We start from the raw sequence: 4801 nt of genomic DNA on the forward strand, positions 1-4801 counted from the left end.
GGGGAGAGGGGGATGGGGGGATGTGATCCGGACAATGGGTTCGGACGCATCAGGAGAAGTCCCCATGAACATCGGTACCCTCAAGGCCAACGCCGAAGGCGTTCTCATCGGCCGCGTCAGCACCATGGCTTTCAGCGCGACGCTGGCGCTGCGTGCCTTCGAATCCACCAACGAACGCGCGCCCAAGTTCGATCTGATGGCGCTGTCGGTCGACCGCCGCAGCTGGGTCAAGGTCGGCGCGCTGTGGGAATACAGCTCGAACGAGACCGGCGAATGCTTCCTCTCCGGCACGATCGACGACCCCTCGCTGGTCGCCCCGATCCCGATCGCGCTGTTCCGGCAGAACGACGGCTCGATGAACGTCGCCTGGCGCCGGCCCAAGCAGAAGGCGAGCCTCGGCGGCTTCGCGGGCGAGAGCGAGAACATGCTCCCGCCGCTCGATGCCACCGGCGACGAGCCGACCGGCCCGGCCAACACCGGCGTTGACAGCACGCCGGCCTCGGGCGACGGTCTCGGCGAGAGCACCGCACCCGCCCCGAAGGGCAAGGCCAAGGTGCCCGAAACCGCGGGAGCCTGACGCCCAATCAGCCCCCGGCGATCGGCGACTGCGACCCGAACCGATCGCCAAAGGGAAGGCCCGCTCGCGCACAAGCGCGGGCGGGCCTTCTTCATTTGCCTGATGCTATTGAGACCGACCGAAAAGGGGAGGGGGTTGCTGTGTGCGGAGACTCCGGATTATACGGAGAGACAGGACACCCGATGAACACATGGCGACCATTCGGTCATCGCACATGGAGGAGTTCAAAGAGGCCGGTCCTTAGGAGAAAAACCATGTCGCAACCCTATCGTGAAACCGTCAGCACCACGACCTTCTCGAAGCGGGTCGGATACTATTACGACGAGGCCATCAGCCGCGCCGTCGGCCTCGAGCGCCACGGTGAGGTCCGCGTCGTCATGGTCCCTGCTGACGAATACCGCTCGCTCAGGAAACTCCTGGCGCGCGCCCTCAAGTCGGAGTCGCTGAAAGATGTCATCGAAGAACTCACCGCCGCGTCCGCGACTTACCACCCGGACGCCCCCGACAGCTACGAAGACGACGCCGGAGAACCCGTTGCTCCCAAAGCAGCGAAAAAGCGAAAGCAACCCGAAGCGGCAGGCACCTGAGGCCGGCAAGATCATCGATTACGGCTATCTCTGGCAACGCGAGGATGCCGCAGGTCAGGTCAACGCGTCAAAGGACCGGCCATGCCTCATCTGGGAGGTTCGCAAGATCGAAGCGCTGTTCATCGTGAGTGTTCTTCCGATCTCGACATCCTCGATGGGAGCGCGGGTGCCCATTCATCCACGAGAGCGCGCCGCACTCGGCCTGCCCGAAGACTGCAACGTCGTCATCGAGGAGATGAACATCTTCAATTGGCCAGGGCCCGACATCGTGCCTCAGGATGACCGCACAATGATGCGGCCAAACCCAGCATCGAGGAAACTGACCGACACGATCGCCGAAGCAATGGAGGGCAGAAGGGTCGCCAAAGTCTTTCGACCTGATTGACGCGATACCAACCGAACGGAATGGGACTATGCCAGAGATCGAGGATCACTCTCCATCGCCGCAGCAGGCGGCCACTCGCGAAAGCCTTGCGGTGTTCCTCTTTGCCATTTCGAAGGGCTGGGGCCGCGTCGAAACGGACGCCGGAAATACCATACCGAACCAGGTCTTCGCTTCGCACATGGCGGCCGCGCTGATCGGAGACGCAGTTGGAGCAGCTGCAGCGCAAAAGCTCCTCAGTCTTCCCGAAAGCCAGTATCGTATCATCGGAGATCCCGAGCCGCTCGATGAGATGATCGCCTATCTCGGGCTGAGCGAGGACGACATCACGCTCCTGGTCGACCACTACGGGCTGAACGGCAATCTCGAGATGATCCCCAAGCCCAGTGCAATCCGGGCGTTCGACGCGCTCTACGCGCGCACGCCCGGATACGGCCGCGACCTCACGAAAGCCTCGATCTTCACGAGAATTTACCGCGAGGTAGTAGATCACTGGGAACCTGTTACGATGGAACAGCTCACCAGGCTCCCGCGTGATGAGCTGATCCCGATCAACATCGCCTACGAGTTCGTGATGGGCGCGGGCGACCGGACTCAGGGAATGAGCTTTGTCAACCGCGCCGAACACCGCGAAGGCATCAGGATGCGCGAAGACAACGCCTTTGTGACTGTCGCAGAAACGCTTGCTCTGGTGCGAAAGATCAAGAGGGACACTGACCAGCGATCATGGATTCAGCGTCTCCGCGACCGGATCACGGCGCTGATCGAGACGATCGGAACACGCCGCCGATAGCTCCTTCAGTCCAGGCGAACGCCGGTAGCATCGATTTTCGCGCCGCGATGTCCGCAGCTGCACCGCAGGTGGCCCGCGACGATATCGAGCTTCATCGGTACCGACTTCGCAAAGCACTGATCACGAAGGCGAGCGGCCGGGACGATCACGACACGGCGGCATCTGCGGCACTCGACCTGCGCATTGAGCCCATGCCGAACCAGATCGGCGACCGTGTCGAGACGCTTCATTCCCATGCGCGCCCTAGAACATCATGAGAACATGACGAGTCAAGCAGGCACGTCGAATCGCCTCAGCGCATGAGCTCGATATGTCTCTGCGGCCACGAAGCCCTCATTTCTTCCAATAGTGACGGTTCGGGTTCAATCCCCCGTAACGCCATGTCGGCTCATAGAGATACAGCATGTCGACATCGAAATCAGCAGCTGCAAATGCCGTCAGACGATTCTGGTAATCGCTGAGCAGCAGCTCCTTGTCAGGCCGGTAAGCACGCCCGATCCACTCTGCGACGTCCTTCCTGGTCCAACGGCGGCTGTCCGACCAACCATCGGATCGCTCCACCAAGCCGAAGGTCTCAAGCAGGCCGATATACCCTGGCTCTCCGCCACAGTCTTCCGGGGGACACAGGCCCTTGGCCTCAAGCAGGACGCAGCCCTCGGGGTCAGACCACTCCGCCTGGACATATTCCAGCGTAACCGCATGGAGCCACCCATCCCCGAAGTCATATCTGTAGATCAGGCTGCCGCTGCCCCCGTCGATGAGCTGCCGGATACGCATATCTTCCGCCTTGGTCGACGTAATCTTATCTAGAGCGCTGGCGCCTTCGTCAAACCGTCCGATGAATTCCAGGTCCGGTATGTTCGGGACAGTGAAAGCGAAGAGATGGGCATTCTCCCACCCCATCGCGATCTGTATAACGCCGTGAAGCTGCTCGAGGTTGAGACCGGGCGGCACAAGGACATGCCGTGAAACGACCACCGGCACCCCCAGCAATTCGACACTGACGAGAACATGCTCCCGTGCTGACTTGCTGCGCTTCACACCAGGGAAAGTTTTGAGCCGGCGGCCTGATGCACGCTGTAGGGCGTTAAAATTCTCAAAGCCAGCTTCCGCGGCCAGCAAATTCAAAGCCTCGCTATGCTGCACGCCGGTTTTCTTGCCGAGAGCCTTCGCCCGGCGCTTCAGGTTTTCGATTGAAATTCGCGGTTGCACCAGTTCCATGCCGTGTCTCCGACCGGATATGTCACATCATCTGCCAAACGTGGATCCGGTAAGAACAGGACCGAAACTAGGACAATCTGTCGAACATGCTGCTTGCAGCTTCGGTGAAGGCAGATGCCTAGCCATGTTCTGTGGCTGCCTGTAGATTTGAACGTGAAGGTGCCGACTGTCAATCCACGGAGCAAACATGCAAACTATCGACCTGATACTGTCAGCCGAACGGGAAATCAGCTTCCGGCCTGAACAACTGGAAGCCCTGCGCATAAGCGCACCAGCCTTTCCGTTCAAACTCGACGACGCAAGCGCCAAGGCACTCCAAAACAGGCTGAAGGCCCTACGCAGAGCCACTACCGAAATCAGGTTCTCGATTGCGGGTCTGAGCTTCCACCAAATCCCCCCGTCTTCGTCAGTGGGGCAACCGAAATTGATCATGAGCCTTGACGGTGACGACAGTAACATCAGCTTCTCGCCCGATCGCGCCGACGTGCTACACGACATGATCATCGCCTCGAACAACAAGCAACGCGCAAGCAGCATACTGGAATGCCCGGTTTTTAGCCGCGTCTTGAATGAGGAGCGAAACGCTGCAAAGCAAGCGCTGTGGCTGCGGGAATCAACGCAAAGCAAGCATTCAGAGGTGGCTCCGCTTGAAGTGGAATTTCCAGACGAAGAGAAATGATTGAGTCTGCCGTCTCCCGGCCTGTGGCCGAAACCGCGCTCTATTCCGCTCGGCGCCGCGGCCCTGGCTCAGCAGATGCTTCGCCAGGGCTTCGCGTGCCTGCCTCACTCCACCGAGCCCCTGAAGGGTCTCGGCCCTTCGGGTGACGATCGCTGACGCATCTCACCGCCGCCGCCCTGCGGGCAGGTTCGGCGGTCCCGATCGCGTGTGCCTGCCGCGGCCCTGACGGTCCGCGCGCGCGGCACCCACGACCGTGAGCTTTACAGCCGTAGTTCGCGCAAATGCGCGAAAGCGCGGCATTCGGCAGCCTCCGGCCGGTCAAGGATCGGCTCAGGCTGTCGCTGCGCTTGCCTTCGCCGCCCGCGGAGCGGTGATGCCAGCTGCGCGGCATCATCCCTGACAGCCCGTCGCCTGCCGAGCAGCCACGCTGAACGGCTTCCAAGAATGGAGGTGTTCCCGCTGTTAACCCTTCGTCGGGCCGAAGGGGTGGTCCGGTGCGGCGCTCGCGCGCCTGACCGGCCCTGCCTTCGTCTCTCTTCCTCGGGGCGGGAACGTCTCTTCC

The 4801-nt window shown here is 61.2% G+C and carries 7 protein-coding genes; 5 read left to right on the forward strand and 2 right to left on the reverse strand.

Features of this window, described 5'->3' with window-relative positions; translation table 11 throughout:
- The first annotated feature begins 64 nt into the window (after positions 1-64).
- From AX708_RS04185 to AX708_RS04195, 4 genes are all read left to right on the forward strand, one after another.
- Positions 65-577 (forward strand): DUF736 domain-containing protein, encoded by a 513-nt coding sequence (locus AX708_RS04185; protein WP_067489582.1) that lies wholly within the window; start codon positions 65-67, stop codon positions 575-577.
- Between the two features lie 254 nt (positions 578-831).
- Entirely contained in the window at positions 832-1164 is a 333-nt protein-coding gene (locus AX708_RS04190; RefSeq protein WP_067489585.1) for a type II toxin-antitoxin system Phd/YefM family antitoxin, read from the forward strand.
- Positions 1112-1549, forward strand: a complete 438-nt coding sequence (locus tag AX708_RS20255; protein ID WP_156454525.1) for a hypothetical protein — start codon at positions 1112-1114, stop codon at positions 1547-1549. Before AX708_RS04190 ends, AX708_RS20255 begins: the two co-directional genes overlap by 53 nt.
- A 28-nt stretch (positions 1550-1577) precedes the next feature.
- Complete coding sequence (locus AX708_RS04195) at positions 1578-2339, forward strand: hypothetical protein (RefSeq protein WP_067489588.1); 762 nt, start codon at positions 1578-1580, stop codon at positions 2337-2339.
- 5 nt (positions 2340-2344) lie between these two features.
- Here AX708_RS04195 and AX708_RS04200 read toward each other — a convergent pair whose 3' ends face one another.
- Positions 2345-2569 carry a hypothetical protein gene (locus tag AX708_RS04200; RefSeq protein WP_067489591.1) on the reverse strand — a complete coding sequence of 75 codons (225 nt, stop codon included), beginning with the start codon at positions 2567-2569 and terminating at the stop codon, positions 2345-2347.
- A 103-nt stretch (positions 2570-2672) separates the two neighbouring features.
- Positions 2673-3560, reverse strand: coding sequence for a plasmid pRiA4b ORF-3 family protein (locus AX708_RS04205; protein ID WP_067489594.1), 888 nt, complete (start codon positions 3558-3560; stop codon positions 2673-2675).
- A 187-nt stretch (positions 3561-3747) separates the two neighbouring features.
- On the opposite strand from AX708_RS04205, the gene AX708_RS04210 reads away from it, so the two are divergent.
- Positions 3748-4239: a hypothetical protein gene (locus AX708_RS04210; RefSeq protein WP_067489597.1), complete on the forward strand. Its 492-nt coding sequence runs from the start codon at positions 3748-3750 to the stop codon at positions 4237-4239.
- Positions 4240-4801: the final 562 nt, after the last annotated feature.

The sequence above is a fragment of the Erythrobacter sp. CCH5-A1 genome, assembly GCF_001557115.1.
Taxonomy (GTDB): Bacteria; Pseudomonadota; Alphaproteobacteria; order Sphingomonadales; family Sphingomonadaceae; genus Erythrobacter.